We start from the raw sequence: 4,853 nt of genomic DNA on the forward strand, positions 1-4,853 counted from the left end.
AACCACCCCCATCCACTGGCCCACCATCCTCAACACCCCCACCCACCACCTCGACCTCCCCACCTACCCCTTCCAACACCAGCACTACTGGCTGCGGGAGGCGGCCAGGACCGGTGACGCGTCCTCGATCGGGCTGCACTCCGCCGAGCACCCGATGCTCGGGGCGATGACCGTGCTCGCCGACACCGACGGCTACCTCTTCACCGGCCACCTCTCCCGGGAGACCCATCCGTGGCTGGCCGACCACGCCGTTCACGGCGCCGTCGTCCTACCCGGCACCGCGTTGACGGAGTTCGCCCTGCACGCCGCCCACCAGAGCGGGTGTGCGCAGGTGCGCGAGCTCACCCTGTCCGCACCGCTGATCGTGCCGGAGCACGGCGGGGTGGCGCTCCAGATCACGGTGGGCCCCTCCGACGAGGGCGGCAACCGCCCCCTGACCGTCTACGCCCGACCCGCCGACGCGGCCCCCGCCGACCCGTGGACCACCCACGCCGAAGGCGTCCTCGGCACCGGTGCCCAGGTGCCGCCCTCCGACCTGACCGTCTGGCCGCCCGAGGGCGCCGAGGCCGTGGCCATCACCACGCTCTACCAGGACCTGGCGGACATCGGCCTGACGTACGGCCCGCTGTTCCAGAGCCTCCGACGGGTCTGGCGGCGCGGGGAGGACACCTTCGCCGAGGTCGAACTGCCCGAACCCGATGACGAGAGCGCCGAGTTCGGCATCCATCCGGCCGTCCTCGACGCCGCCCTGCACGCGATGGTCCAGTCCGGATCCGTCGAGCGGGCCGTGGTGCCGTTCGCCTGGCGAGGCGTCACCCTGCACGCCGCGGGCGCGTCGGCGGTGCGGGTGCGGCTCCGGCGACTCGGACCGGAGAGCGTCGGCGTCAGCCTCGCGGACCGGACCGGCGCGGCGGTACTGGAGGCGGAGTCGCTGACCGTGCGCCCCATCTCGGGCGGCGCCGTCGCGGACGGCTCAGCCGGCTCGCTCTACCAGGTGGACTGGGCCGAGGTCTCCGCCCCGACCGGCACCGCCACTTCCTGGGCGGTCCTCGGCGACCGGGAGCTCGCCGAGGCGCTGGGCGTCCCGGTCCACCCCGACCTGGCCGCACTGGCGGAGGACGTCCCCGACGCGGTCCTGCTGCCCTGCGCGCCCCGGGTCGGCTCCGCCGCCGACCTGGCCGCCGTCGTCGGACAGCACTTGGAGGTGCTGCAGGAGTGGCTGGCCGCACCGCGGTTCGACGGGTCCCGCCTGGTGCTGCTCACCCGGGGGGCGATCGCGGTCCGGCACAGCAGTGAGGTCACCGCCCCGGCACAGGCCGCCCTCTGGGGCCTGGCCCGGACCGCGCAGACCGAACAGCCCGGCCGGATCGTGGTGGTGGACCTCGACGGAGCGGCCGACTCGCCCGCCGCCCTGCTCCGGGCCCTCGGCACCGATGAGCCTCAACTCGCGGTACGCGAGGGCCGGTTGTATGCGCCGCGGCTGACCCGCGCCGGCGCTTCCGCCGAACTGCTCACCCCGCCCGCCGACAGGGCGTGGACCCTGGAAGCGGTTCGGAAGGGCACCCTCGACGGGCTCGCCCTGGTGACCGCACCCGCCGCGACCCGGCCGCTGGAGCCCGGTCAGGTGCGGATCGCCGTGCGGGCCGCAGGCGTCAACTTCCGCGATGTGCTGATCTCGCTCGGGATGTACCCCGGCGACGCCCGCCCCGGGGGCGAGGGCGCCGGCGTGGTCCTGGAGGTGGGCCCCGGTGTGAGCCGGCCGGCTCCGGGCGACCGGGTGTTCGGCATGTTCCCCGGCGCCTTCGGACCGGTCGCGGTGGCCGACCACCGCACCCTGGCACCGATTCCGGACGGTTGGTCGTTCGCCCAGGCCGCCTCGGTGCCGGTGGTGTTCCTCACCGCCTACTACGCGCTGGTGGACCTGGCCGCGCTGCAGCCCGGCGAGTCGTTCCTGGTGCACGCCGCCGCCGGCGGCGTCGGCACGGCGGCCGTGCAGCTCGCCACCCACCTGGGGGCCGAGGTCTTCGGCACCGCGAGCCCGGCCAAGCACCCGGTGCTCCGCGCCATGGGCCTGGCCGACGACCACATCGCTTCCTCGCGCACCCTGGACTTCGAGACCGCCTTCCGCGCCGCCACCGGCGGCCGGGGCATCGACGTGGTGCTGAACGCTCTCACCGGCGAGTTCCTCGATGCCTCGCTGCGGCTGCTGTCCGCCGACGCGCGGTTCCTGGAGATGGGGAAGGCCGACCTGCGGGACCCGGCCGGCATCCCCGGTTACCAGGCCTTCGACCTGGTCGAGGCCGGTCCGGAGCGCATCGGGCAGATGCTGCGCGAACTCCTGGCGCTCTTCGAGCGCGGCGTGCTCACCCTGCCGGAGATCAGCACCTGGGACGTGCACCGCGCGCCGGAGGCGTTCCGGGCGCTGAGCCAGGCCCGACTGGTCGGCAAGGCGGTGCTGCTCGTCCCGCCCGCGCCCGACCCCGACCACACCGTACTGGTCACCGGCGGTACCGGCGCGCTGGGAGCTCTGGTGGCCAGGCACCTGGTGACCGAACACGGCTTCCGCGACCTGGTGCTGGCCAGTCGGGGCGGCCCGGCGGCACCCGGCGCCGAGCAGCTCGTGACCGAGCTGACCGCGGCAGGCGCGACCGTGCGGGTGGCCGCCTGCGACGTCGGTGAGCAGGAGGAGCTGTCCCGGCTGATCGACGGGATACCGAATCTGACCGGCGTGGTGCACGCCGCCGGGGTGCTCGCGGACGGCGTCCTCGAAGCCCAGAGCCCGGCCTCGCTGGCGGAGGTGATGCGTCCCAAGGCGGATGCCGCCTGGCACCTCCACCGGCTCACCCGGGACCGGGACCTGGCCTTCTTCACCGTCTTCTCCTCGGCCTCCGGCGTGCTGGGGTCGGCCGGCCAGGCCAACTACGCGGCCGCGAACACGTTCCTCGACGCGCTGGCCGAGTACCGGCACGCGGCCGGGCTGCCCGCCACCTCGCTGGCCTGGGGGCTCTGGGAACAGTCGGCAGGCATGGGCGAGAGCCTGAACCAGCAGGACCTGCGCCGGATCAGCAGCGGTGGTGTGCTGCCACTGCGCCCGGCCGACGGGCTGGGCCTGCTGGACGCGGCCCTGGCCGAGCGGCGTCCCGCCCTGGTGCCGATGCGGCTGGACCTCGCGGCACTGCGCGCCCGGTACGCCGAGGAACCGGCGCCGGCGGTGCTGCGGGCGATGGTGCGCGGTCGCCGGAGCGCCGCCGGACCGCAGCGCTCGGAGACCGTCGAGGAGCGCTACGCCGGGCTCCGGGTGCTTCCGCCGGCGGATCAGTGGCCGGCCGCGCTCGATCTCCTGCTCACCGATGTCGCCGCGGTGCTCGGCCACTCCTCCCCCGGAGAGCTCGTTCCGGACCGCTCCTTCAAGGAGATGGGATTCGACTCGCTGACCGGGGTGGAGCTCCGCAACCGGCTGCGCGTCGCCACCGGCCTCCCGCTGCCGTCGACCCTGGTGTTCGACCACCCGACGCCGGCGCTGTTGGCCCGGCAACTGCTCGACCGGATCGTGCCGGCCGCGGCCGGACCGCTGGACCGGATCCGCACCAGCCTCGACCAGTTGGACGCCGATGTCGCCGAGTTGGCCGAGGGCGAGCGGGAACGCTCGGAGATCGTCAACCGGCTGCAGGCAACGCTGTGGAAGCTGACCGGCGCCGCCCCCGAGGAGGCGGGACCGTCCGCCGAGGAACAGCTCGACGCCGCCAGCGTGGACGAGGTACTGGACTTCATCGACCGTGAATTTGGAGATCTGACCTAGTGGCGAACGAAGAGCAGCTCGTCGCATACCTCAAGCGCGTCACTGCCGATCTGCACCGGACTCGGCAGCGCCTCACCGACGTGGAGGCCAGGTCGCTTGAGCCGATCGCGATCGTGGGCATGGCGTGCCGGTATCCGGGCGATGCGAACTCCCCTGAAAACCTCTGGCAGTTGGCCGTCGACGGCCGGGACGCCATCGGGTCGTTCCCCGGCGATCGCGGCTGGGACCTGGGCCCGGAGGCGGAGTTCGCGAGGGTCGGCGGCTTCCTGCGGGACGTCGCGGGCTTCGATGCCGGGTTCTTCGGGATCAGCCCGCGCGAGGCGCTGGCGATGGACGCCCAGCAGCGGCTGCTGCTGGAGGTCTCCTGGGAGGCGTTCGAGCGGGCCGGGATCGCTCCGGGCTCGCTGAAGGGCAGCCGGACCGGCGTCTTCACCGGTCTCTCCGGCAGCGACTACCAGTCGCTGGCCGCCGTCACCGACCCGGCCCAGCGCGACAGCGAAGTCGCCGGCCATGTGCTGACCGGCAACGCGGCCAGTGTGGCCTCCGGGCGGGTCGCCTTCACCCTGGGGCTGGAGGGCCCGGCGGTGACGGTGGACACCGCCTGCTCCTCGTCCCTGGTCGCCCTGCACCTGGCCGCCCAGGCACTGCGCGGCGACGAGTGCTCGCTCGCCCTGGCCGGCGGCGCCACCGTGATGACGCACCCGGGGCTCTTCGTCGAGTTCTCCCGCCAGAGCGGCCTCGCCGGGGACGGACGGTGCAAGGCCTTCGCGGACGCCGCCGACGGAACCGGCTGGGGCGAGGGCGTCGGCCTCCTGGTACTCGAACGACTGTCCGACGCCGAGCGCAACGGGCACCGGGTGCTCGCGGTGGTCCGCGGCAGCGCCGTCAACCAGGACGGCGCGTCCAACGGCCTCACCGCCCCCAACGGCCCCTCACAGCAGCGCGTCATCCGCCAGGCCCTCGCCAACGCCCGCCTCACCACCACCGACATCGACGCCGTCGAAGCCCACGGCACCGGCACCACCCTCGGCGACCCCATCGAGGCCCAGGCCCT

Annotated in this window: 2 protein-coding genes; both read left to right on the forward strand. The window is 74.1% G+C overall.

The genetic code is table 11. The annotated features are described in order from the left end of the window. Positions 1–3,799: SDR family NAD(P)-dependent oxidoreductase (locus ACFU74_RS36080; RefSeq protein WP_380764358.1), on the forward strand; the 3,799-nt coding region annotated here is incomplete at its 5' end. After that, positions 3,799–4,853, forward strand: a 1,055-nt coding sequence (locus tag ACFU74_RS36085) for a beta-ketoacyl synthase N-terminal-like domain-containing protein (RefSeq protein WP_380764359.1), incomplete at its 3' end; no start/stop codon positions are given. The genes ACFU74_RS36080 and ACFU74_RS36085, both read left to right, overlap by 1 nt.

Source organism: Kitasatospora sp. NPDC057500, from assembly GCF_042802195.1.
Taxonomy (GTDB): domain Bacteria; phylum Actinomycetota; class Actinomycetes; order Streptomycetales; family Streptomycetaceae; genus Kitasatospora.